The sequence below is a fragment of the Streptomyces prunicolor genome, from assembly GCF_045162825.1.
Taxonomy (GTDB): Bacteria; Actinomycetota; Actinomycetes; order Streptomycetales; family Streptomycetaceae; genus Streptomyces; species Streptomyces prunicolor.
This window is the reverse complement of the sequence record NZ_CP108676.1, coordinates 6,660,691-6,682,224: the sequence shown is the minus strand read 5'-3', so window position 1 is coordinate 6,682,224 and position 21,534 is coordinate 6,660,691. Positions and strand designations below refer to the sequence as shown.

Annotated in this window: 18 protein-coding genes; 9 read left to right on the top strand and 9 right to left on the bottom strand. The window is 72.2% G+C overall.

Annotated elements, in window-relative coordinates:
* Positions 1–69 precede the first annotated feature (69 nt).
* Together OG588_RS30785 and OG588_RS30780 are read right to left on the bottom strand one after the other, a co-directional pair.
* Entirely contained in the window at positions 70–1,470 is a 1,401-nt protein-coding gene (locus OG588_RS30785; protein WP_405950101.1) for an amidohydrolase family protein, read from the bottom strand.
* A gap of 128 nt (positions 1,471–1,598) precedes the next feature.
* Positions 1,599–2,378: an SDR family NAD(P)-dependent oxidoreductase gene (locus OG588_RS30780; RefSeq protein WP_405950100.1), complete on the bottom strand. Its 780-nt coding sequence runs from the start codon at positions 2,376–2,378 to the stop codon at positions 1,599–1,601.
* Between the two features lie 388 nt (positions 2,379–2,766).
* On the opposite strand from OG588_RS30780, the gene OG588_RS30775 reads away from it, so the two are divergent.
* From OG588_RS30775 to OG588_RS30765, 3 genes are all read left to right on the top strand, one after another.
* Positions 2,767–3,624: an NAD-dependent epimerase/dehydratase family protein gene (locus OG588_RS30775; protein WP_405950099.1), complete on the top strand. Its 858-nt coding sequence runs from the start codon at positions 2,767–2,769 to the stop codon at positions 3,622–3,624.
* A gap of 17 nt (positions 3,625–3,641) precedes the next feature.
* The gene (locus OG588_RS30770; protein WP_405950098.1) at positions 3,642–4,571 is read left to right on the top strand and encodes a LysR family transcriptional regulator; all 930 of its coding nucleotides are present in this window, start codon (positions 3,642–3,644) and stop codon (positions 4,569–4,571) included.
* Positions 4,572–4,654: 83 nt separating this feature from the next.
* Positions 4,655–5,569: a GNAT family N-acetyltransferase gene (locus tag OG588_RS30765; RefSeq protein ID WP_405950097.1), complete on the top strand. Its 915-nt coding sequence runs from the start codon at positions 4,655–4,657 to the stop codon at positions 5,567–5,569.
* On the opposite strand, the gene OG588_RS30760 is transcribed toward OG588_RS30765, so the two are convergent.
* A complete protein-coding gene (locus OG588_RS30760) occupies positions 5,543–6,490 on the bottom strand; it encodes a LysR family transcriptional regulator (RefSeq protein WP_405950096.1) in 948 nt (315 codons plus the stop codon). The genes OG588_RS30765 and OG588_RS30760 overlap by 27 nt on opposite strands.
* A gap of 94 nt (positions 6,491–6,584) precedes the next feature.
* Between OG588_RS30760 and OG588_RS30755 the strand changes: the two genes are divergently transcribed.
* Positions 6,585–8,006: an MFS transporter gene (locus OG588_RS30755; RefSeq protein WP_405950095.1), complete on the top strand. Its 1,422-nt coding sequence runs from the start codon at positions 6,585–6,587 to the stop codon at positions 8,004–8,006.
* Between the two features lie 41 nt (positions 8,007–8,047).
* Entirely contained in the window at positions 8,048–8,737 is a 690-nt protein-coding gene (locus OG588_RS30750) for a siderophore-interacting protein (RefSeq protein ID WP_405950094.1), read from the top strand.
* A 35-nt stretch (positions 8,738–8,772) separates the two neighbouring features.
* Here the strand turns inward: OG588_RS30750 and OG588_RS30745 are convergent, their stop codons facing one another.
* Complete coding sequence (locus OG588_RS30745) at positions 8,773–9,549, bottom strand: hypothetical protein (protein ID WP_405950093.1); 777 nt, start codon at positions 9,547–9,549, stop codon at positions 8,773–8,775.
* Between the two features lie 183 nt (positions 9,550–9,732).
* Between OG588_RS30745 and OG588_RS30740 the strand changes: the two genes are divergently transcribed.
* From OG588_RS30740 to OG588_RS30725, 4 genes are read left to right on the top strand one after another with little or no spacing between them, the layout of a single operon-like run.
* Positions 9,733–10,134 carry a CU044_2847 family protein gene (locus OG588_RS30740; protein ID WP_405950092.1) on the top strand — a complete coding sequence of 134 codons (402 nt, stop codon included), beginning with the start codon at positions 9,733–9,735 and terminating at the stop codon, positions 10,132–10,134.
* A gap of 3 nt (positions 10,135–10,137) precedes the next feature.
* The gene (locus tag OG588_RS30735) at positions 10,138–12,303 is read left to right on the top strand and encodes a trypsin-like peptidase domain-containing protein (RefSeq protein WP_405950091.1); all 2,166 of its coding nucleotides are present in this window, start codon (positions 10,138–10,140) and stop codon (positions 12,301–12,303) included.
* The gene (locus OG588_RS30730; protein WP_405950090.1) at positions 12,300–13,250 is read left to right on the top strand and encodes an AAA family ATPase; all 951 of its coding nucleotides are present in this window, start codon (positions 12,300–12,302) and stop codon (positions 13,248–13,250) included. Before OG588_RS30735 ends, OG588_RS30730 begins: the two co-directional genes overlap by 4 nt.
* On the top strand, positions 13,247–16,582 hold the full coding sequence (locus OG588_RS30725; protein ID WP_405950089.1) for an SAV_2336 N-terminal domain-related protein: 3,336 nt from the start codon (positions 13,247–13,249) through the stop codon (positions 16,580–16,582). Before OG588_RS30730 ends, OG588_RS30725 begins: the two co-directional genes overlap by 4 nt.
* Positions 16,583–16,647: 65 nt before the next feature.
* Here the strand turns inward: OG588_RS30725 and OG588_RS30720 are convergent, their stop codons facing one another.
* From OG588_RS30720 to OG588_RS30700, 5 genes are all read right to left on the bottom strand, one after another.
* Positions 16,648–17,637, bottom strand: a complete 990-nt coding sequence (locus tag OG588_RS30720) for a malate dehydrogenase (RefSeq protein WP_405950088.1) — start codon at positions 17,635–17,637, stop codon at positions 16,648–16,650.
* Between the two features lie 335 nt (positions 17,638–17,972).
* Complete coding sequence (locus OG588_RS30715) at positions 17,973–19,166, bottom strand: helix-turn-helix domain-containing protein (protein WP_405950087.1); 1,194 nt, start codon at positions 19,164–19,166, stop codon at positions 17,973–17,975.
* A gap of 128 nt (positions 19,167–19,294) precedes the next feature.
* Positions 19,295–19,753 carry a helix-turn-helix domain-containing protein gene (locus OG588_RS30710; protein WP_405950086.1) on the bottom strand — a complete coding sequence of 153 codons (459 nt, stop codon included), beginning with the start codon at positions 19,751–19,753 and terminating at the stop codon, positions 19,295–19,297.
* Between the two features lie 279 nt (positions 19,754–20,032).
* A complete protein-coding gene (locus OG588_RS30705; RefSeq protein WP_405950085.1) occupies positions 20,033–20,647 on the bottom strand; it encodes a DUF3017 domain-containing protein in 615 nt (204 codons plus the stop codon).
* On the bottom strand, positions 20,637–21,491 hold the full coding sequence (locus tag OG588_RS30700) for a bifunctional methylenetetrahydrofolate dehydrogenase/methenyltetrahydrofolate cyclohydrolase (protein ID WP_266861202.1): 855 nt from the start codon (positions 21,489–21,491) through the stop codon (positions 20,637–20,639). The genes OG588_RS30705 and OG588_RS30700 overlap by 11 nt, the downstream gene beginning before the upstream one ends.
* Between the last annotated feature and the right edge of the window lie 43 nt (positions 21,492–21,534).

The window sequence follows — 21,534 nt, the reverse complement described above, 5'->3', positions numbered from 1 at the left end:
AGCCGCTAACGGTGCTTGGCCGACGCGGTTGCCCGAAGGCTGCCGTTGCGTTGGGTGCGGATGAGCGGTTCAGCGGATCACGGCGCGGAGCCGGTCCTGTGTCTCGTGCATCAGGTCCCGCGCCTTGACCGCGTGGGTCCCGACCAGGGCGCCGTCGCGTTTGGCGAATTCCCCGCCGACCAGGACCGTCTCGACGTCGGCCGGGCCGGCGCCGAGCACGAGCATCGCGACCGGGTCGCCGAAGCCGTCCAGGTGCGGCGAACGCAGATCGACGATGGTGATGTCGGCCTGTTTGCCGGGGGTGAGCGAACCGGTCTCGTCGGCGAGACCGAGTACCTGGGCACCGCCGAGCGTGGCCAGCCGCAGCATGTCCCGCTGGTGCAGCGCAACCTCGTGCACGAGTTCGTTGCGGGCGAGGGACTCGGCGTTGGCGCGCGAGCGTTCCGCGGCCAGCGCGAGGCGCATCTCGGAGAACAGGTCGGTCCCGGCGCTGCAGACGGTGTCGACCCCGAGTCCGGAGACGATGTCACGTTCCAGCGCTCGCCCGGTGGCCGGGTAGGTGCCGAACTGCATCAGCATGTCGGTGCTCGGGGTGATGGTCACGGTCCCGCCCGAGGCGGCGATCAGGTCCATCTCCTCGTCGGTCAGCTGGTTGGCGTGGATGTAGTTGACGTCCGGGCCGAGCAGCCCGTCCCGGCGCAGCGCGGTGACCGCGTCCGCGGTGCCGGCCATTCCGACGTGGATCGAGATCGGCAGGCCGAGTTCGCGGGCGAAGGCGAAGTCCTGGCGGTTGCGCTCCGGGGAGGTGAAGCACGGTCCGCGCAGCGCCATGCCCATTCGTAGCCGTCCGGTGCCGGTGGCGCTGTTGTCACCGTTGCTGCCGTTGCCGCTGCCGCCGGGGAAATGCTCGTCGCGCATGCGCCGGGCGTCGAGCGGGTGCGGCGGGTTCGGGTCGTCGTCGGCCGGACCGGGGCCGCCGTAGAAGAACAGGCCGCGGATTCCGGATTCGCGCAGGCCGCGCAGGTTGGCGTCGGCGTGGTCGGCCGACTGCAGTGCGTGGGCCCAGTCGCCGATCGTGGTGATTCCCGCGTCCAGCGCCTGCAGTGCTCCCCACAGCGTGCCGGCGTGGATGTCATCCGCAGTGTGGTGGAGGGAGATCCCGGTCAGGACGGCGGGTCCGTAGCCGTATCCGGTCATCTGCGGGGTGAACCCGGCGATCGCGCCCTGCCAGACGTGTCGGTGCGTGTCGATCAGGCCCGGGATCACCAGCCGGCCCCGCGCGTCGACGACCTCGGTGTCCGGCCCGGGGCGCAGGCCGACACCGATCTGCGTGATGACACCGTCCCGCACGCGCACGTCACCACCGGGCACATCGCCGAACGCGTCGCCAAGCCCGTCGCCAAGCCCGTCGCCAAGCGTGTCGTCGAGCGTCACGACGTGGCCACCGGTGATCAGGATTTCTTTGGACATCGTCGAACTCCGTTTCAGTTGACGCGACTTCGGGGTGGCAGGGCCGGTCGTATCGGGACCGGATCTGACGTACCGGAACCGGATCTGACGTACCGGGCCCGGACCTGACGTACCGGGCCCGGGCAGGTTCATCGCGACGCGTGGATCGAGACGCCGGTGAGCCGGGCGCAGTAGTCGAGCAGGGCGTCCTGGGCCTTCGCCTCGGACGCCTTGGCGGGCACGGAGCGCCGCTTCTGGTGGTAGAAGTGCCGGCCGGTGACTCGCGCGGCCTCGTCGTCGCTGACGGCGAGCCACGCCTGGGTGACCGGGCCCTGTGCCAGGTCGTCCGGAGCGCCGGGGCCGCCCATCCTGGTCGCGACCCACCCGGGTTCCACGGAGTTCGACAGCACGTCGGGCCAGTGCCGTGCGACACCGCGCGCGAGCAGGACGTCGAACAGCTTGCTGTCGCTGTACGCCTGGGCCCCGTTCCAGCGCCGGTCGGTCCACTGCGCATCCGACAGGTCCGCATCCCCACCGCGTGCCATGCCCGAACTGAGGTAGACCAGCCGGTCGGGCCGCGTCATCAGCGCGGTCAGCAGGTAGGGCGCGAGCACATTGACCGTGAACAGCTGGGACAGGCCGTCGACGGTCTCCACGCGGCGCGGCTCGCGGTAGCCGATGCCCGCGTTGTGGATGACGGCGTCGAACCGGCCCGCCGCGTCGGCCTGGGCGGCCACCGACCGGATCCCGTCGAGGGATCCCAGATCACCCACCAGCACGTTCTCGGCGGCGGGCAGGACCGCACGCGTATGCGCGGCCCGCGCGGTGTCGCGAGCGTGCAGGGTCACCGTGTGGCCCTGGCCGATCAGCAGGCGAGCGGCCATCAGGCCGAGGCCGTCGGAGGATCCGGTGATCAGGACGTGAGTCATCGTCGCACCTCCTTGAGGGCGTTCGAGATGTGTCTCGGGTTGTCGATATGTGCCCCGAGCTATCGACATGTGTCCCGGGTCGTCGGTCAGAACGCCAGCGACAGGCAGGAACCGGGGTTCGGCCCGCTGAACCGGGGTCCCGGCTCGCTGTCGCGGCACGTCCACTGTCGATCTGCCGGGGCCGCCCTGTCCAAGACCCTTTGCGTCCCCTGCGATGCCCACGGGGCATCAACCATGCCGCGCACCAGGAGAAGGACCGCCGGCGACGCGTCATGCCCAGCGGGCATCACAGCGCGCGAAACAGGTCTTGGACGGCACCGGCGACCAGGCCGCACGGTGGAGTCACACCTGAACGATGAACAGCGAACGATGAACAACGAGGGACGGCATGAAGATTTTCCTGACGGGCGGATCCGGCTACATCGGCCGGGCCACGATCGCCGAACTGGTGCGACAAGGCCACTCCGTGGAAGCACTGGCACGCAGCGAACAGTCCGCACAGGCCGTGACAGCCGCCGGGGCGATCGAGGTGCGCGGCGGACTCACCGACCTGGACGTGCTCAACCACGCGGCCGCCCGCGCCGAGGCGGTGATCCATCTCGCGCAGGCCAGCTCCGCGGACATGGACCTCGCCGGCGCCACGGCCATGCAGGACGGCGTCGGGGCCGGACCCTACGTGCACACCGGCGGCACCTGGGTCTACGGCGACACCGACGGCGTACGGGACGAGAGCGCACCGTGGAATCCGCCCGGCGTGGTGGCCTGGCGCAGGTCGGTCGAGGACACGGTCACGGCACGCGCCGCCGACGGCGGTCGCCCCGTCGTCGTACAGCCCGGGCTCCTCTACGGGGGCGACAACCGGCTGATCGAACATTTCTTCATCGCCCCGGGTAAAATCAGGGGCGCTGTCCCGTACATAGGTGACGGCGCCAACCACTGGGGTCTCGTGCACATCGACGACATGGCCACGCTCTACGTCGCGGCGCTCTCGGCGACGGCGGGATCGGTCTACATCGGGGTCGGCGAGGGCCACCCGACGATGAAGCAGGTCGCCGAAGCGGCGGCGCGCGGTGCCGGACTCGACGGCAGGACGGTCTCGATCACACTGGAGCAGGCCCGCGCCGAGATGGGGCCCGTCGCGGACGCGTTCGCGCTGGACCAGCGCCTCACCTCGGCCAAGGCTCGTCGCGAGCTGGGCTGGGCACCGACGCACGGCGACCCGCTCGCCACCTTCGAGCGCGGCTGATCACCCGGAGGAACCGCATGGACGTCGACCTGCGCAAGCTTCGCTACTTCCTCGCGGTGGCCGAGGAACTCCACTTCGGACGTGCCGCGGAGCGCCTGCACATCACCCAACCCGTGCTCTCCCGCCAGATCCGGGTGCTGGAAAGCGAGCTGGGCGTGGACGTGTTCAGGCGCGACCGCCGCAGCACCGTGCTCACACCGGCGGGCGAACAGCTCGTCCACGACGCCGGGCCCCTGCTGGCGAACGCGGACGCACTGCTGCGGCGGGTACGCGCCGCGAGCGAGAGCGTCACCCGCCTCACGATCGGGTTCATGCCGGGGATCACGTTGACCCCCGTCGTTCGCCTGCTGCGTGAGCGCCACCCCGGGCTGGACGTGCGGATGCTGCGCACCGGCTGGCACGACCAGGTGGAGGTGCTGCACGACGCCCGCGCGGATGTCGGCATCGTGCGGTTGCCGATCGACCCGGCAGGCCTGGAGATCAGGCCGCTGTACACCGAGCCGCGCCTCGTCATGGTGGCCTCGTCCCATCGCCTCGCCGGCAAGGAGACCGTGCGAGTCGCCGACCTGGCGGCCGATCACCTCCTGCAGGACCCCGACGCCGTCCCCGAATGGCGCGATATCGCGGTGGAACTGCGCACCGGTGAGCGCCGCCCGGTGCCGGCGATCCACAGCGTCGAGGAGAAACTCGAACTCGTCGCCGGCGGCCAGGGGATCGCCGTGATCCCGGCGTCCACCGCGAACTTCTACACCCGCCCCGGCGTCGAGGCGATCCCGGTCGACGACCTCGGCCCCAACCATGTCGCGGCGGCCTGGCCCACCGGGCGAACCACCGGCCTCGTCCAGGAGTTCGTCGACGCCGCCACCGCCCTGCTGCCCGAACAACCCGAACAACCCGAGCAGCCCGAGCAGCCCGAGCAGCCCGAGCAGCCCGAAGAAGCTCACTGAACAGGGGCACAAAAGCACAGACGCACGGAAGCCGCACCACGACCATGGACTCCCCCGATTCCTTTGACTAGAGTCAAAGAACTATGGAGCCAGTCACGAACCCGGTGTCACCTGCGGACGTAGCGGCCTTCCGGCACTTCAACCGCTACTTCACCCGCCGCATCGGCGCCCTCGACGACCACTACCTCGGCCAGGACCGCCCCCTCGGCGAGGCCCGGCTGCTCTTCGAGATCGGTGACGGCGTCTCGCTGCGCGAACTGCGCGGCCGACTCGCCCTGGACGCGGGCTACTTGAGCCGGATGGCGAAGTCCCTGGAGGCGCAGGGCCTGGTCCGGCTGACCGTGCCGCCGCACGACACCCGTCTGCGCCTGATCGAGCTGACCCCGGCGGGCCGCGTCGAGGTCAAGGAGCAGAACCACCGCTCCGACGCGCTCGTCGCCGACCTCCTCACCACCCTCACCGCACCCCAACGCACCGAACTCACCCACGCGTTGGCGACCACCCAGCGCCTCCTCCGCCTGGCCGGCATCACGGGCGCCCTCGTCGACGGCGCCGCCGAGGACGCCCGCGCCTGCCTCGACGCCTACGCCGCCGACATCGACGCCCGCTTCCCCGAGGGCTTCGACAAGACGGATCTCGTACGGCCCGAGGAGGTCACCGGGGACGCGGGCGCGTTCTTCGTCGCGTACGAGGAGGGGCGGCCGGTGGCCTGCGGGGCGCTACGCACCCTGGAGCCGGGCGTCGGCGAGATCCGGCACGTCTGGGTGCACCCCGCCGCCCGCCGCCTGGGCCTGGCCCGCCGCATCCTCACCGAGCTGGAACTGGCCGCCGTAGAGCACGAGTTCACTGTCGTACGGCTGGACACGCACGCGGCGCTCACGGAGGCGCAGGCGATGTACCGGGCGTGCGGGTACGCGGAGATTCCGGCGTACGTCGACCATGTCTACGCGGACCACTGGTTCGAGAAGCGGCTACAGAACCTGCCCGGGGCCCACTGACCGCTCCCCCGCCAGCAGCTCCCGTACGCAGGCGCGCAGCCACGCGTGCGCCGGGTCGGCGTCGTGACGCGGGTGCCAGGCCAAGCCGACCTCCAGGCCGGGGAGTTGGAGCGGCACGTCGAAGGTGACCAGGCCAAGGGAGTGGGCGATGGACACACTCCAGAGGCTGATCATGCCGACCAGGTCGGTGTCGCGCACCACGAAGAGCGAGGCGGGGAAGGTACCGACCGTGCCCACCACCCGGCGTTTCAGGCCGAGTTCGGCGAGCGCGGTGTCGACGGGGCCGTGCAGTTTGCCGCGGCGCGAGACGATCAGGTGGTCGGCCTCGGTGGCAAAGCGCTCGGGCGTCAACTCGCCTTCCAGCAACGGGTGTCCGGCCCGCACGACACCGACCATCCGGTCGTCGTGCAGCATCTCGACCCGCACCTCGGGCGCCGTCGAGTCGACGACACCGACCTCCAGGTCGGCGGTGCCCTGCCGCAGAAACGGCGTGTCCACATGGCTCTCGGCGAGGAACCGGACCCGGATGCCGGGCGCCTCGGCGGCGGCGCGGGCGAGCAGCCGGGGGCCGTAGAGCGCGGGGAACGAGTCGTGGCCGATGATCGTGAGCGTACGGCTGACGGTCCTCAGGTCGGTGTCCTGGCCCGGCGCGAAGAGGGCCCGCGCCCGTTCCACCACCGCGCTCACCTCGGCGCGTACGGCCAGCGCGCGCGGGGTGGGCACCATCTTCCGCCCGGCGCGCACCAGTACGGGATCACCGAGCGCCTTGCGGATCCGGCCCAGGGTGCGGCTCATCGCCGGTTCGGAGAGATGCAGCCGGTGCGCGGCGCCCTGCACGCTCTGCTCCTCCAGCAGCACATCGAGGGCGACCAGCAGATTGAGGTCCAGTCCCCCGGCCCTTCCGGATTGCGTCACACGCATTCGCCCCTTGCAAAGGTTGCACTGGAAAGCAGATCACTGCCGAGCCTACGGTGGCAGGGCACTCCACACCACACCGAAGCTCCCCGGAGGAGCCGTGCCCTCGTACGCCCAAAAGCCCGCCCTGAAACGGTCGACCCTCCTCGCCCTCTGCGCCTGCGTCCTCGTCGCGCAGAGCATGGTCGCCGCCATCAACCTCCTGATCCCGCAGCTGAGTTCATCGTCCCTGCACCCCTCGCACACCGAACTGCTGTGGATGGTCGACGCGTACGTCATCGTCTTCGCCGGACTCCTCATCCCGGCCGGAGCGCTCGGCGACCGGTACGGCCGCAAGGGCACGCTGCTCGCCGGGCTGACCCTGTTCGCCGCGGGCGCCGCCACCAGCGCACTCGCCCAGAACCCGGCGACCCTGATCGCGGGCCGCGGCCTCTCCGGCGCGGGCGCGGCGCTGATCACGCCCGCGACGATGTCGATCCTCGTCCACCTGTCCGCCCCGGAGAACCGGGCCCGCGCCATGGGCAGTTGGACCCTGTCCCTCGGCCTCGGCGGACTCGCCGGGAACCTCGGCGGCGGCCTGGTCGGCCAATTCCTGTCCTGGCGGGCCCTGTTCGGGGCGATGGTCCCCCTGGCCGCCCTGCTCGCCCTCGCGGTCACCCTCACCACACCCCGCACGGAACGGTCCCCGCACAGCAACCTCGACCCCACCGGCACCGCCCTCCTGACCACCGGCCTGGTCGCGATCCTCTTCGGCATCATCGAGGGCCCGGCCTACGGCTGGACCTCCCCGCGCATCATCACGGCGTTCGCGGCAGGCGCCGTACTCATAACGGCCTTCACCGCCCACGCCCTGCGCTCCCGCACCCCGCTCCTCGACCCGCGCGTCTTCACCTCCCCCACCCTCCGCGCGGCCACCCTCGGCACGGCCACCAGCTTCTTCGGCCTGTTCGCGCTCTTCTACGTCAACTCCCAGTACCTGCAAGAGATCAAGGGCTACGGCGCCGCCGTCACCGGCGTCGCGATCGTGCCGCTGACGATCGGCATCGCGCTCGTCCCGAAACTCGCCGTCCGCTGGTCGCACCGCCCCCGCCCGGTCATCGGCACCGGTCTCGCCCTCATCGGCCTGGGCCTGCTGGGCGCGTCCACCGCCGACGCGGGCACCCCGTACTGGACGTACGCCTGCTGGCTGCTCGCGATCTCGGCGGGCGCCGGGCTGTCCATGCCCGCGCTCACGGTCGGTGTCGTCACCTCGCTCCCGGCGCACCAGACGGGCCTCGGTTCCGGTCTCGGCACCTCGGCCCGCGAACTCGGCGCGGCCCTGGGCGTGGCGATCACCGGCACGATCCTGGCCGCCCACCCCGACCTAGCCCACGGCATGGCCCCGGCACTGCGCACGGTCGCCCTGATCGTCCTCGCGGCGACCGCGATCGTGATCGTCGGCCACCGCGACCGCAAGACCACCACACGCACTATCGCGTCCGACGGGGAACGCGTACTATCGCGTCCAGCCCGCCACTCCTGATCACCAACTCCCCCCACGCGCCACCCAGTCGAGGAGCCCCTGTGCCGTCCACCCTCCTGAACCCCGTCCTCGACCTGGTCACCCTCCGAGCCACCGTCACCGCGGCCGAGCCGATCACCGCCCGCATGCGCCGCCTGCGCATCGAGGGCGAAGCCCTCACCGGCCTCGACGTCCACCCCGGCCAACAGGTCCGCGTCCTGGTCACCGGCCTGACCCTGCGGACGTACTCCGTGTGGCGCTACGACCCGTCCGGCGCCGTCGAGTTGTGCGTGCTGGACCACTCCGAGGGGGGACCCGGGGGCCGTTGGGGGAAGAGCGTCGGCATCGGCGAGCAGGTGCGCCTGCGCAAGCCCGAGGGCACCTTCACGCTCCGCCCCGACGCCTCCCACCATGTCTTCGTCGGCGAGGAGACGGCCTCGGTCGCCTTCGGCGCGATGCTGGCCGCACTGCCGGAGAGTGCGCGGGTCTCCGGCGCCGTCGAGACGGAGTCGGCGGCGGACCGACTGCCGTTGGCCCACTCCGAGCGCCTCAACTGGCCGACCAGGGGCGGGACTTCACTCCCGGACGCCGTACAACACCTCGCCCCCGAACCCGGCGGGATCGCGTACGTCGCCGGGGAGGCCCGTACCGTGCAACAGGTCCGGCAGGTGCTCGTACGGGAGTTGGGCTGGGACCGGCGCTCCGTCCTCACGAAGCCGTTCTGGGCACCGGGGAAGAAGGGGATGGAGTAGGAACCCGCCCCCGCCCGAGGGCAGTTCGCCCACGCCTACCGGCAGTTCGCGCCCGCCGGGCAGAAGGAACCGAGCGCCGCGGTGAGCGGTGCGCGGACCACCGCGGGAGCGAGCGACTCGGGGCCACTGGACCGGACCGCGTAGAGCGAACCGTCCCCCGCCTCGAAGCGGTGGTCGATCACCCGACGCCCGCCCTTGCCCTGGTCGTCGTAGCGATAGGTGAGTTCGACCCAACCGGGGCCGGTGGCGCGGTCGATGACTTGATAACCGGGCTGGCGGGCGAAGCCGTAGCCGGGGTCGTTCTCCGCTAGATCCAGGGACTCGGCCGGGGAGTTCTCGGAGACGCGGAAGATCTGGAGGCGGCGGGTGCCGTCCGGGGAGTCGTAGGTGACCACCGGGGCCTTCGCGCCCTGCCGTTGGGTGCGGGTCCAGTTCTTGGGGACGTCGAGCGTGTAGCCGGTGGGGTCCTGGACCGTGCGGTACGACGAGTTGGTGCCGCTTGCGGCCACATGCTCACGGTCATGGTCGACGCGGCCGTGCGTGACGTACCAGACCCCTCCCCCGGCACCCGCGCCCAGCACCACCGCGAGCGCCACCGCGAGGACCAGCCGCCAGGCGCGACGGCCGGAAGCGGGCGCGGGGGCGGGAGTTGGAGCCGGGACGAGAGCCGGGACGGGAGCCGGTGGTGACACCCACGGCGGCGGGGTCAGCGAGGTCTGCGTCTCCGCCGTCGACCACACCGACCAGGGCGCCTGTCCCCGCTCCTCGCTCGGCCCGCGTTCGGCACTGAAGCCGCCCCAGTCACTCATCATGAAACCCCCGAATCACCCCGCCATGTACCGCTTGCGACGGTAGTGGCGAAAAGCGGAACGATCACAGTTCGTCGTAAACCGGGACAGGGCCCGTGCAGACCTGTGACAGCGAGGGGGCTGGAGGTGACGGTCAGGAGTTGTGAACTCGCTGTCCAATGAAGCGGGTTGGTCCACACTGTTGGCGTGGTCACCGCGATGCAGTCAGAGTTCGACGACGGTACGCCCGTACGATTCCTGCTCTCTCCCGCCCCACCCGGCGCGGCCTCCGGACGGGACGACGATCTCCCCGAGGGGATGGGGACGGCGGTGCCCGTGGCCACCGGGCGGCGGGGCGTCGCCGACTTCGCGACCGGTGCCCTGCGCCGTGCCCTGGCGCCGCTCGGCGTCCTGCTCCAGGAGGTGCACGGCACCGTGACCGCCGTACCGGAGCCGCCCAGCGAGATGAGCGTGACGTTCGGTGTGCAGGTCGGGCACGACCTGAAGTTCGGGATCGTGAGCGGCGGCGGACAGGCGCACCTCACGGTCACCGCGACCTGGCAGCCGTCCGGGGCCGGCACAGGCGCCGCGGCACCGGGCGCGGGGTGACCCATGAGCTGGTTCCTGCTGGCCGGGACGGCCGCCGACGACAACCCCGCCCACCATGTGGTGACCGTGCGGCGCAGGGACCACATCATCGCGGGAGCGGGCCTGATCGTCGGCGCCGACACCGTGCTCACCTGCGCCCATGTCGTCAACGACGCGCTGAACCGCCCCCTGTTCGACTCCCGTCATCCGGGACGGGAGCCGGTCCGCCTGGCAGTGCACGAGAAGCTCAGGCCCCTTCAGCACGACGTGTATGACGCGTATGTCGAGCACTGGATCCCGCCGCGTTCCGCGAACGGCGACGACGCGGGCAAGGGAGACGTCACCTGGCTCGGCGACCTGGCGGTGCTGCGGCTCCGGGAACCGTCCGGTGAGCTGCCCGCGCCGCCGCGCAGGACCGCGATGTCGCAGGAGCAACAGGTGCAGGCCTGGCACGGCAGCGGCCACGACGCCACCTTCGCCGACCTCACCGTCACCCTGCTCGCCGGACCCGTCGGCTACCTCGACGGAGCGCCCACCGGGATGGCCGTGGGCCCCGGCTACAGCGGCGGCCCCCTGTGGTCCCCGCACCACCGCGCGGTGGTCGGCCTGGTGGCCGCCGCCTTCCTGCCGGGCCGGGACGGCGACTCCGGAGCCCCGCTGCCGTACAGCCCCCAGGACATGACCCGGCGCAGCTGGGCCATCCCCTGGCAGCGCGTCGAGTCCGAACTGCGCGCGCTGGGCGCCCTGGACGCCCTCTCGCCCGAGCCCGTCGACCCCGAGGACCCCGCGTTCGGCGTGCTGGCGGACCTGGTCGCGGACCTGCTGCCCTCGGGGAACACCCGCGTCGAGTTCGGCCGCCGGCTGGCCCGCGCGTGCGACGTCCGGTACGGCAGTGACGTCACCCCGCCCACGTCCGAGGAGTTCGCCTCCTTCCTGCTCGCGCATCCACGGGCCCTGGCCGCCCTCGCCGCGGTGCTGCGCCGCGAACCCGGCGGCGCCTCCCGGCGCGTCCTGGCCGTGGCCGGTCTGGTCCGCTCCGCCAAGCTGCTGTCCCCACAGGAGTACGTCGAACTCCGCGAACGGCTGCGGCTGTTGGACCCCGCCGTACTGAGGAGGCTGGCCGAGGCGGTGCGGGCCGCGCTGCCGCACCTCGCGGTCTTCCCGGACGGCGAGGACCTCGACGCGCTGCTCGACCAGCTGGAGGCCCACCCCGGAGACGGTCGCTCCGCCGGCGGGGAGGCCAGGGTCCCGGCGCTGCTACGGGTCATGGAGTACGTGGCCGCGCTCTGTGTCGAGCCCCAGCAGTCGGAACTGCGCCTGTGGGCGAACGGGGTGGCCTCGCGGCTGGGTGTCGCGCAGGCCGCCCTGGACGAGCGGCGCTGGGACGCCAAGGTGTGGGCCCGCTCGGTGCGGGACCGTTCCGCACGCGGGCGGGTCCTGGTGGAGGTGACCCGGGCCGAGCGCGGTCGCCACCGGCTGGGCATCTGGTGCGACGAAGGCGCCGGGCCCCGGCGGGTGTCGGCCGAGAGCGTCGGATCGTACTCGGCGCCGGAGGCCGCCCGAGAGGTACTGCGGGTCGTCACCTCGCTCACCTCCCTCACCTCCGACGCCAAGGACGCCCGGCCGCCGCTGGTCGAGGTGCTCGTGGACCGCAAGAGCCTCGATCTGCCCGTCGACGAATGGAAGGCACGGGTGCCGGGCGAACTCGTGCCCGGTGTGCTCGGTGTGGAGTTCCCGCTGGTCGTGCACTGCCCCGAACTCCTGCGCCGGCACGGGCGTTTCCTGCCCCACTGGCGCAGGAGATGGAGCCGGCTCGACTCGGGGAGGACGTTCCTGGTCGACGAGTCCACCGACCCGGACTCGCTCTACCCGACGCTGCTCAACCAACTCGACACGGTCCGCGTCTCCGTGGACGTACCACCGGGTCCGCCCCGGGACCGGATCGTGCAGACGTGTCTCGTCCTGGGCATACCCGTGGTGGTGTGGGACCGCAGCCCGGAGGGGCGGTCCCACGCCGTCAAGCACATGGCGGACGTGGCCACCCGGGAACTGCCGGACGGGGTGCGCAGTTACCGCGCGGACGCCCTGGCCAACCGGCCCGAGTTCCCCGGCCGTCCGGTCCTGGCCTGGGCCGACGCCGATCGCACCGTGCCCCGACTCCAGCTGACCGAACCACAGGAGAGCGCATGACATCGGCTCCCGAGGCGGACTGGCGCCTCTTCCGCGGCGACGGCGTCCCCAGGGCCGTCGCGCTGCCGTCGGCCCCGCCGTGGCGCCGCTTCACACCGGTGCCGACGGCGCGCCCCGAACTGCCGTACCTCATCGAGCGGCAGCACGCGGACGTCGTCAACGCCGCGCTGCACCTGCGCCGTCCGCTGCTGGTCACCGGACCCGCCGGTACCGGCAAGTCCTCGCTGGCCCGTGCCGTCGCGCACGAGCTGCGCCTGGGCGAACTGCTGCGCTGGCCGGTCAACAGCCGCTCCACCGTCAAGGACGCCCTCTACCAGTACGACGCGATCGGCAGGCTGCGCGAGACGACCCTCAGCCGGGACGCCGGCGAACGTGAGCCGTCCATCGGCACGTTCGTCCGGCTCGGCCCGCTCGGCACCGCCCTGGTGCCGTCGGTCACCCCGCGCTGTCTGCTCGTCGACGAGATGGACAAGGGCGACGTCGACCTGCCCAACGACCTGCTCACCGTCTTCGAGGACGGCGTCTTCGACATCCCGGAACTGACCCGGCTCCCCGAGGACATGGCCGACGTCGAGGTACAGACCCACGACCACGGGGGCACCGTCCGGGTGCACCAAGGGCTCGTCCAGTGCGCGGAGTTCCCCGTCGTCGTCATCACCAGCAACGGCGAGCGGGACTTCCCGCCCGCTTTCCTGCGCCGGTGCATCCGGCTCCAGCTGCCGGTGCCGGACAAGGAGCGGCTGCGGGCCATCGTCGAGGCGCACCTGGGCGAGGAGGCGCTGCGCGCGGCGGACGACCTGATCGACGCGTTCCTGCGCCGCCGTGCCCCGGGCGAGCTCGCCACCGACCAGCTGCTCAACGCGGTGTTCCTGCGCACCGGCGGCGTCGACCTGAACGCGGAGGGGCTGCTCGACGCCGTACTGCACCAGCTGACCGGGGCGATGTGACCGTGGCGGGCGGCGAGGAGCGGTTCGGTGAGGCGCTACGGGTGCTGGCGGCCTGCGGCCACGACCTGGACGCCGACCAGATCCTCGACGTGCTGTGGCTGGCCCGCCGGCTGCCCGTGGGCGAGGACGCACCGCTGCGCCCGGAACCCTCCGCCGACCGCCCGCACCCCGCCCCGCCGTCCTCCCCCGAGCCGGAGCCACCCGCCGCCGAGCAGCCGCCCGACCCCGACGATCCGGGCCTGCCGGACCTGATCCCGCCGACCCTGTACGCGGCCGCCCGCCAGACCCCCGCCCCGCGGCCGCGGACCGGACGGCCCGGACCGGAACCGCGCAGGGCCATGCCGGTCCGGGTGCCCGAGGGCAAGGCGCTCGCCGACGAGCTGGCCGTCAGCCGGGCGCTGCGGCCGCTCAGGCGCCGCCTGGACAGCCGGCACCGCCTGGAGATCGACGAGGAGCGCACCGCCGCCCAGTTCGCCGAGACCGGGCTGCCGGACGTGGTGGAGCGCCCGGTGCGGGAGCGCTGGCTGCATCTGGTGCTGCTCGTCGACGACGGCCTGTCCATGCTGCTGTGGCACCGCCTCGGCGCCGAGCTGAGGGTCCTGCTGGAACGTCTGGGCGCGTTCGCGTCCACCCGGGTGCTCGGCCTCGACACCCGCGGTCGCCGGCCCCGGCTGCACGCGGGCCCGTTCCGGCCCGACAGCCCCGAACTGCCCCTGAGCACCGTCAACGACCCCTCGGGCCGCACCCTCGTCCTCGTCGTCAGCGACGGCATGGGTGCCGCCTGGCGGGCCGGCCCGATGCACGACCTGCTCGCCGGGCGGGCGGCGCACGGACCGGTCGCGGTGCTGCACACCCTGCCGCCCGAGATGTGGGAGGCGTCCGGCATCTCCGCCGAGCACTGGCGGATCACCACCCGCCGGATCGGCGGCGCCAACACGTCCTGGGAGATCTCCGACCCGATACTGCCGCCGGGTCTCGGCGCGTTCGACGGCGTGCCGGTGGCGGTGCTGGAGCCGACGGCGGCGGCGCTGCGCACCTGGGCACACCTGCTCGCGTCCCCGGGCACCTCCGCGGAACTACCGCTGCTGAACCCGGCAGGACGGCACGGCGCCGTCGCCGCCTCGCGCGACCTGGACAGCGCCCAGCACTTCCGGGACGCGGCCACTCCGGAGGCGTACCGCCTGGCGGCCCATCTCGCGGCCGTGTCGCCGCTGTCGGTGCCGGTGATGCGGCTGGTGCAGCGGGAGGTGCTGGCGGCGCGGCCCTCGCACCTGGCGGAGGTGTTCCTCGGCGGTCTGGTACGGCCGCATCCGGCGCCCGTACCGGGTCCGCTGCCCGCCAAGCACCGCGTGTTCGACTTCTCGGACGAGTCCAAGGCGGTGCTGCTGGACGCGGTACCGCAGGCCGAACTCCTGCGCACCGGGCGGCTGATCGGCCAACGCCTGAGTGAACTCGCCGGAAACTCCCCCGACTTCCCCGCCTGGCTGGCCCACCCGGACGGTTCCGCCCAACTGCCCGCCTCGCAGCAGCCGTTCACCAGCGGCGTGGAGCGACGGCTGCTCGCCCGGCTCGGGGTGTCCTTCGACCGTGCCTCACCGCTGCCTGAGCCACTGCGGGAGCGGATCGACGCCGGGCCGGCCGACGACTGGGGGCCGCTGACCGCCGAGGACCCGCTCCGGCTCGGCCCGTACGATCTGCGCGGACGACGCCGGGGCCGCCGTACGGTGCTCTACCGGGCCGTCACCACGGCCGGCCCGGAAGCCGTGTTGCGCGTGCCGCGGCCGGACCTGCCCGCCACCAACTCCCGGTTGCTGGAGGTGGAGGCGGAGGCGCTGACCCGACTCCAGGGGCTGTACGCGCCCGCGCTGCTCGGCACCGGACTGGCGGACTCCCCGCCGTGGCTCGCGATGGCGCCGATCGCGGACAGCGACGCGCCGCGCGCCCGGCCGCCCCAGCTCGTCGACTTCGTCAACGAGGCGATCCGGTCGGGCACCGCGCCCTTCGACACGCTGCGCGGGCTCCTCGTCGCCTATCACCTGGCCGGCGCGCTCGCCCTGTGCCACGCCTCGGGTCTGGTGCTGGCGGACCTCAACGCCGACGGCGTCTACGTGCTGCGCCGCACGGTGGTCCTCGGCGGCCTCTCGGACTGCGTCGTCGACGGACGTCATCTGGGCCCCGGCCCGGTCCCGACGGTCGCGGACAACATCCGCTCGCTGGGCGGACTGCTCCAACTCATCAGCACCAAGGCGGGGTTGCGCCTGGCGGGCCTGGCCGAGGGCATGCATCTGTGGCAGGGCGGCACCTGGGAGTCCCTGCGGAAGCTGGTGCTGCGCTGCCTCGACGCCGATCCCGCACTGCGGCCGACGGCGAGCGAGATCGCCGACCTGCTGGCCCGGTACATCGCCCAGCACCGGACCTCCGGTCCACCGACAGCTGCCGTACGGACCGACGCGCGCCCGGCGGCCCGGGTTCCGCTCACCGTGCCCCGGTCGGCCGGGAACCGCTCCGGCCCGTTCCCGCTGCGGACGCCCCGCTTCGGCTCAGGCCGCCGGGAGATGGAGGCGCGCCTGGAGCGGCTGCGGGTTCCGCTGCCGTACAGCAGGCGGCTGACCCTGCTCGGCGCCTATCACTACAGCGGGCGGTCCACGACGACGGTCGCGCTGGGCTCCCTGCTCGCGGCGGTGCGGGGCGAGCCCGTGCTGGCCCTCGACGGTGCCCCTTCGGAGGGCTCGCTCGACGTGTTTCTCGGCGACCGCAACCCGGGCACCGTGCGGGACCTCGCCGAGCTTCCGCCCCACCCGTCCTGTGACGCCGTGCGCGCGCTGGCCACCCCGCTCGCGTCCGGCCTCGACGTGGTCGCCCACCGCGCGCGCCGTTACGGCCCGAACCCGTTGCACGCGCAGGAGTACACGCGCGCGCTGGAACACACGGCGCCGTACTACTCGTTCGTGCTGACCGACTGGGCACCGCAGCGCCTGGACGCGTCGGCGGATGTGGTCCTGGACCACACGGACCGGCTGATCCTGTGCTCCGGCACCGCCGACTGGTTCCTCGACGGGGCCGTGCGGCTGCTCGACGCGGTACGGGAGGGGGGCCGCGGAGATCTGGCCGACGACGCGATCCTGGTGACCGTCCAGGCCGGCGGCCCGACCGGCACGCGGCTGCCCGCGGGCTTCGCCCGGCAGGTGGGCATCCGCCCGGACCGGATCGTGCACGTGCCCTTCGACAGCGCGCTGCGCATGAGGCCCTGGGAGCTGGACCAGCTGCGGGTGGCGACGACGAGCGCCTTCCTGGACCTCGCGGAGCTGGTCGTCGGGCCCGAGCCCGCCTGACCCCGCCGCACGCGAAGGTCCCCGGCCACCGCGTGGGCGACCGGGGACCTCGCGGAACCGGAATGTCAGATCAGGCCGAGGGAGCGGACCGCGTCGCGCTCCTCCTCCAGCTCCTTCACCGACGCGTCGATGCGGGCGCGGGAGAACTCGTTGATGTCCAGGCCCTGGACGATCTCGTAGACGCCGTCCTTCGTGGTGACCGGGAAGGAGGAGATGAGGCCCTCCGGGACGCCGTAGGAGCCGTCCGACGGGATGCCCATGGAGGTCCAGTCGCCGTCCGCCGTGCCGTTGACCCAGGTGTGGACGTGGTCGATGGCGGCGTTGGCGGCGGAGGCCGCGGAGGACGCGCCGCGGGCCTCGATGATCGCGGCGCCGCGCTTGGCGACGGTCGGGATGAACTCCTCGGCCAGCCACTTCTCGTCGTTCACGGTCTCGGCGGCGTTCTTGCCGGCGACCGTGGCGTGGAAGATGTCGGGGTACTGGGTGGCGGAGTGGTTGCCCCAGATGGTCAGGCGCTTGATGTCGGCGACCGTGGTGCCGGTCTTCTTCGCGAGCTGGGTCAGCGCGCGGTTGTGGTCGAGGCGGGTCATCGCGGTGAAGCGGTCGGCCGGTACGTCCGGGGCGGCGGCCTGCGCGATGAGCGCGTTCGTGTTGGCCGGGTTGCCGACGACGAGGACCTTGATGTCGTCCGCGGCGTTGTCGTTGATGGCCTTGCCCTGCGGCTTGAAGATGCCGCCGTTGGCGGAGAGCAGGTCGCCGCGCTCCATGCCCTTGGTGCGGGGGCGGGCGCCGACGAGGAGGGCGACGTTCGCGCCGGCGAAGGCGACGTTCGGGTCGTCCGTGATGTCGATGCCCTGAAGGAGCGGGAAGGCGCAGTCGTCGAGCTCCATCGCCGTGCCCTCGGCGGCCTTGAGCGCCGGGGTGATCTCCAGGAGACGCAGCTTGACCGGCACGTCCGCGCCGAGCAGCTGGCCGGAGGCGATACGGAAGAGCAGGGCGTAACCGATCTGGCCGGCCGCGCCGGTGACGGTGACGTTCACGGGAGTGCGGGTCATGGCGTTCTCCGTTATGACAGCTGGCGGTGGGGCGGCACTGCCCCGGGGTGCGGGACGTACAAATGATCGATCTCTTGGCGTCAAGAGATCCACCGGTCAGGCTATCGCGCATCCGCGATCCCAGACTCCCGGGTCCGTGTGGCCCACCCCACAGAACCAGGCTCCCCGCACAAACAAGGCGGCCGTCCGGCTCGGGAGAGGAACACCGGACGGCCGCCGTGGGGGCACCGGGGGTCCGGACTCCCGTGGGGGTACTTTCCGCCTGCCCCCGATCCGGAGTGGGCATTCCCCGCGTTCACAGAATCCCCACAGACCCTCGCCCCTAGGACCCTCCCCTAGGTGGTGCACCCCTTCTGCCCCGACGCCAGCGTCACGCACGCCTTCGCCTCGCCCGCGTCCTTCACGGCCACCATCGGGGTGTAGGCGATGGCGTCACCGCCCGCCGTGATGCTGTCGGCCTCCTTCGCGGTCCCCGCGCTGACCTGCACGGAATCCCCCACCACACCCGTGGTGATACGGCCCCACGCGGCACCGCACGTCTTGCTGTAGCGGACCTCGACGACGGTCGTGCCGACGGTCGCGGTCTTGGCGGTGGTCACCGCACCCGCGTCCGTGGTGCACCCCATCGCCTCGGCGTCCTTGCCGGTGCAGCCCGCGTCCACGCACTTCACCCCGGGCGGCAGCTGGGGGTCGGTACTGGCGGACGCCGAGGCCGAGGTGTGCGCGGCCCCGGCCTCCTTGTCCCCACCGCCCTTGTTGGTGAACAGGAACACGGCCCCGATCACGACCAGCACCCCGAGGACCCCGGCCCCGAACATCAGCGCCCGCCGCCCGACACCGGACGAGCCGGATCCACCGGACGGCCCGGACACCTCCGGTATACGACCCGGCCCGCCGGGCTGCGCCTGCCCCGCCACCGGCACCGGCCCGGACGGCACCGCCGCGGAACCGTCCCCGGCGCCGCCCGGCTGCTTCGGCCCCGAATACCCCGCGATCCCCCACGAGTTGGCGACCTTCGAAGCACTCTCCCGCACGTCCTTCGAGGCACTTTCCCGCACGCCTTCCCGTACGTCCCGGTCGGGCGCCGTCGGCTGTGGCGGCACCGTCGGGGACACTCCCGCCGGGCCCGCGATCCCCGGGGTCGCGGTGACGCTGCCGCCGCTCTTACGTGCCGTCTTGCCACTCGGCGCGCTCGCCGGAGGCGCCGCGGACTCCCCCAGCGCGTCACGCGCCTGGGAGATCCGGAGCGCCTCCATGGTCAGGTCGTGCCGCATCTCCGAGCGGCTCCAGGCGCGCTCGGCGAGCTCCCACATGGTGGTCAGATGAACGGGATCGGTGCCGGTGACCTCGGCCAGGGCGACGATCGCGCCCTTCGGTGCGAGGAGCCGGCCGTTGAGGTAACGGTCCCAGGATGTCTTGCTGTAGCCCGTGCGGTCGGCCACCGCCGCGATGCTCAGGCCGCTGCGGTCCACGAGCCTGCGCAACTGGCCCGCGAACTCTCTGACCTGCGGATCGAGTTCATCCGGCAAGGCCCTCCAACGAGGCATTGCTTTCCCCCCTCTGCCCTGAATTGCCCACGCTAACGCGGTTGTTGGTCGAGTTCGTTGCAAATCCGCAAACTTGTCAATACATCGACACACCGGACGCACAGCGGCGTTCACCCCAACACGACGACTCCCGCGACAGCCACGAGGAACATGAGGAGCAGCAGCACCAACGCGTACCGGAGCAGCCGCCCGCCGGGCCTGCGTTCCGCCTTCTCGGGCGGTGTGTCCCACCAGGGAAGAGTCGGATCGTCCCGGTACTCGTCCCCGCCCGCGCCCTCCGCCTTCGCGGACGACACCTCCGGTCGGGGCCAGGCCTGGACCGCCAACTCCCAGCGCACGCCGATGCGTTCGGAGTCGACGCCGGCCACCCGGCACAGGGCGAGCACGGCCTGCCGGGGCGGGGGCTGGGTGGCGTTGAGATAGCGGTGCCAGGAGGACTTGCTGTACGCGGTGCGCGCGCCGAGCGCCACCAGGCTCAGCCCGGTGCGGTCCTTGAGGAGGCGCAGCTGTTCCACGAAGTGCCGTACCTCCGCCGGGAGTTCGTCCGGCAGCGGCTGCCAGCCGCCCATCACACCTCCCCGGTGTCCTCGTAGCTGCCCTCTTTTGCCCGCTCCGAGCGAAATGACGATGCCGGAAGGGGAACGGTTCCCTCGTCGCCGGGCGGTGCGGAGCCCGTAGCGAAACGGTCACCTCCCTGCCACAGCGCACCGACAGGTATTGAGCGGGACCCCCACCGGGCGCCACGGTGAATGCAGACGGCGGCGCGTCCTTGCTCGGGGGAGGGGACGGGCCGCCGTCGTGCGTCGCGAACTGCCGGGCGCCGCGCGCCAGTTACTGCTTCCTGGTCGCTAGTTGCTGTTGACCGTGTAGTGCAGCGTGTCCTTCAGATACGGGATCGTCAGCCACGGCTTCGGCTGCGCCATCATCGCCAGCAGGACGATCGCGAGGCCGAGGATGCCGTAGGTGACGATGTCGGTGAAGCGGGAACGTACGGCGAGCATGCCGACGTCCGGCATGACCCAGCGCAGGACCGCGCCGGCCAGGAGCGCGGCGCCGATGAGCAGGGTGCCGTAGCGGAAGACGTCGAAGGCGGTCAGGAGGAGGCCCAGGCCGACCGTGCCGAGGATGGCGAGGATCGGCCACTGGCGGGCCGGGGCCGGGGCGTCGCGCGGGGCGGCCCGGCCGCCGCCCTCGGGGCGGGCGGTGTCCCGGGTGAAGAGGGGGAAGCGGCGGGTGGTGCGGCGCGGGTTCCCGTCGGCGTCGGGCGCGCTGATCGGGTCCGTGACCTCGATATCGTCCGCGTCCTGAGTGCCCTGGGTGTCCTCGGTGTCCTCGGTGTCCTCGGTGTCCTCGGTGTCCTCGGTGTCCTCGGTGTCCTCGGTGTCCTCGGTGTCCTCGGTGTCCTGGGTGTCCTGGGTGTCCTGGGTGCCCTCGGTCTTGCCGGGGTTGTTGTCAGGCGACACTGCGCTCCGCCGCCTCGACCACGTTGACGAGCAGCTGGGCGCGGGTCATCGGGCCGACTCCGCCGGGGTTCGGGGAGATGAAGCCGGCCACCTCGGCGACGCCCGGGTGCACGTCGCCCACGATCTTGCCGTCGGCGTTGCGCGAGACGCCCACGTCGAGGACGGCGGCGCCCGGCTTCACGTCCTCGGGGCGGATCAGGTGGGCGGAACCGGCGGCGGCGACGATGATGTCGGCGCGCTTGAGGTGCGAGGAGAGGTCGCGGGTGCCCGTGTGGCACTGGGTCACGGTGGCGTTCTCGCTGCGCCGGGTGAGCAGGAGCGGCATCGGGCGGCCGATGGTCACACCGCGTCCGACGACCACCACCTCCGCGCCCTTGATCTCCACGCCGTAGCGGCGCAGCAGGGTGAGGACACCGTTCGGGGTGCAGGGCAGCGGGGCGGGCTCGTTGAGGACGAGTCGGCCGAGGTTCATCGGGTGGAGCCCGTCGGCGTCCTTGTCCGGGTCCATGAGTTCGAGGATGCGGTTCTCGTCGATGCCCTTGGGAAGCGGGAGTTGGACGATGTACCCGGTGCAGGAGGGATCCTCGTTCAGCTCCTTCACCACTGCCTCGATCTCCTCCTGGGAGGCGGTGGCGGGCAGTTCGCGCTGGATGGACGCGATGCCCACCTGGGCGCAGTCCCGGTGCTTGCCGGCGACGTACTTCTGGCTGCCGGGGTCGTCCCCGACCAGGATCGTGCCGAGGCCGGGCGTGACGCCCTTCTCCTTCAGCGCCGCCACGCGGGCGGTCAGATCGGACTTGATCGCGGCTGCGGTGGCCTTGCCATCGAGAATTTGGGCGGTCATGGACCCATCCTCGCGGATGACGCCCTCAGGGTTCCAATCCGGG

Bases quoted from the DNA above. Each gene is read 5' to 3' on its own strand.
- OG588_RS30780 (WP_405950100.1), bottom strand. From the start codon at position 2,378: ATGACTCACGTCCTGATCACCGGATCCTCCGACGGCCTCGGCCTGATG.
- OG588_RS30765 (WP_405950097.1), top strand. From the start codon at position 4,655: ATGGAGCCAGTCACGAACCCGGTGTCACCTGCGGACGTAGCGGCCTTC.
- OG588_RS30785 (WP_405950101.1), bottom strand. From the start codon at position 1,470: ATGTCCAAAGAAATCCTGATCACCGGTGGCCACGTCGTGACGCTCGAC.
- OG588_RS30730 (WP_405950090.1), top strand. From the start codon at position 12,300: ATGACATCGGCTCCCGAGGCGGACTGGCGCCTCTTCCGCGGCGACGGC.
- OG588_RS30735 (WP_405950091.1), top strand. From the start codon at position 10,138: ATGAGCTGGTTCCTGCTGGCCGGGACGGCCGCCGACGACAACCCCGCC.
- OG588_RS30700 (WP_266861202.1), bottom strand. From the start codon at position 21,491: ATGACCGCCCAAATTCTCGATGGCAAGGCCACCGCAGCCGCGATCAAG.
- OG588_RS30720 (WP_405950088.1), bottom strand. From the start codon at position 17,637: ATGACCCGCACTCCCGTGAACGTCACCGTCACCGGCGCGGCCGGCCAG.
- OG588_RS30710 (WP_405950086.1), bottom strand. From the start codon at position 19,753: ATGGGCGGCTGGCAGCCGCTGCCGGACGAACTCCCGGCGGAGGTACGG.
- OG588_RS30775 (WP_405950099.1), top strand. From the start codon at position 2,767: ATGAAGATTTTCCTGACGGGCGGATCCGGCTACATCGGCCGGGCCACG.
- OG588_RS30745 (WP_405950093.1), bottom strand. From the start codon at position 9,549: ATGATGAGTGACTGGGGCGGCTTCAGTGCCGAACGCGGGCCGAGCGAG.
- OG588_RS30770 (WP_405950098.1), top strand. From the start codon at position 3,642: ATGGACGTCGACCTGCGCAAGCTTCGCTACTTCCTCGCGGTGGCCGAG.
- OG588_RS30760 (WP_405950096.1), bottom strand. From the start codon at position 6,490: ATGCGTGTGACGCAATCCGGAAGGGCCGGGGGACTGGACCTCAATCTG.